This window comes from Flavobacterium sp. LC2016-23, assembly GCF_009674775.1.
Classification (GTDB): Bacteria; Bacteroidota; Bacteroidia; order Flavobacteriales; family Flavobacteriaceae; genus Flavobacterium.
The window spans coordinates 1-1,074 of record NZ_WKKE01000067.1; the positions used below are offsets into that span (position 1 = coordinate 1).

Consider the following 1,074-nt stretch of genomic DNA (forward strand, 5'->3'; position numbering starts at 1 on the left):
ACTTATTACGGTTCGGTAAAAGAAGGAACCTGTGAAAGTCCAACACGATTGGCCGTTACGGTAACGTTAAGTGATCCGCAAACGCCAACAGGAGCAACCACACAGGAATTCTGTAAAGTGGATAATAAAACAGTAGCTGATTTGGCAACAACAGAATCAGGTGTGACGTGGTATGATGATGCGAAAGGAATAAATGCAATTCCGTCAACTACAGTTTTAACTGATGGCACAACTTATTACGGTTCGCTAAAGGTAGGAACCTGCGAAAGTCCAACCCGTTTGGCGGTAACGGTTACGTTAAGTGACCCGCAAACACCAACAGGAGCAACCACGCAGGAATTCTGTAAAGTGGATAATAAAACAGTAGCTGATTTGAAAACTGCTGAAACAGGCGTGACGTGGTATGATGATGCGAAAGGAATAAATGCAATTCCGTCAACTACAGTTTTAACTGATGGCACAACTTATTACGGTTCGCTAAAGGTAGGAACCTGCGAAAGTCCAACCCGTTTGGCCGTAACGGTTACGTTAAGTGATCCACAAACCCCAACAGGAGCGACTACACAGGAATTCTGTAAAGCGGATAACAACACGGTGGCTGATTTGGTAACAACAGAATCAGGCGTGACGTGGTATGATGATGCGACAGGAATAAATGCAATTCCGTCAACAACAGCTTTGGAAAACAATAAAGTGTATTACGGTTCACTGAAAGTGGGAAATTGTGAGAGTCCAACGCGTTTGGCGGTAACGGTTACGTTAAGTGACCCTCAAACACCAACCGGAGCAGCAACACAGGAATTCTGTAAAGTGGATCATAAAACGGTAGCCGATTTGGTAACGAACGAAAGTGATGTTACGTGGTATGATTCTGCTGATGGAACAACAGTAGTTCCGTTAACAACAGTTTTGGAAAACAATAAAGTGTATTACGGTTCACTAAAAGTAGGAACGTGTGAGAGCCCAACCCGATTGGCAGTAACAGTAACTTTAAGCGATCCGCAAACGCCAACAACTACCCAGACCACACAGGAATTCTGTAAAGTGGATCATAAAACGGTAGCCGATTTGGTA

Annotated in this window: 1 pseudogene; it reads left to right on the forward strand. The window is 43.9% G+C overall.

Going from position 1 to position 1,074, the window contains the following annotated elements:
- Positions 1–1,074, forward strand: a pseudogene (locus GJU43_RS22915) (hypothetical protein); the annotation flags it as partial.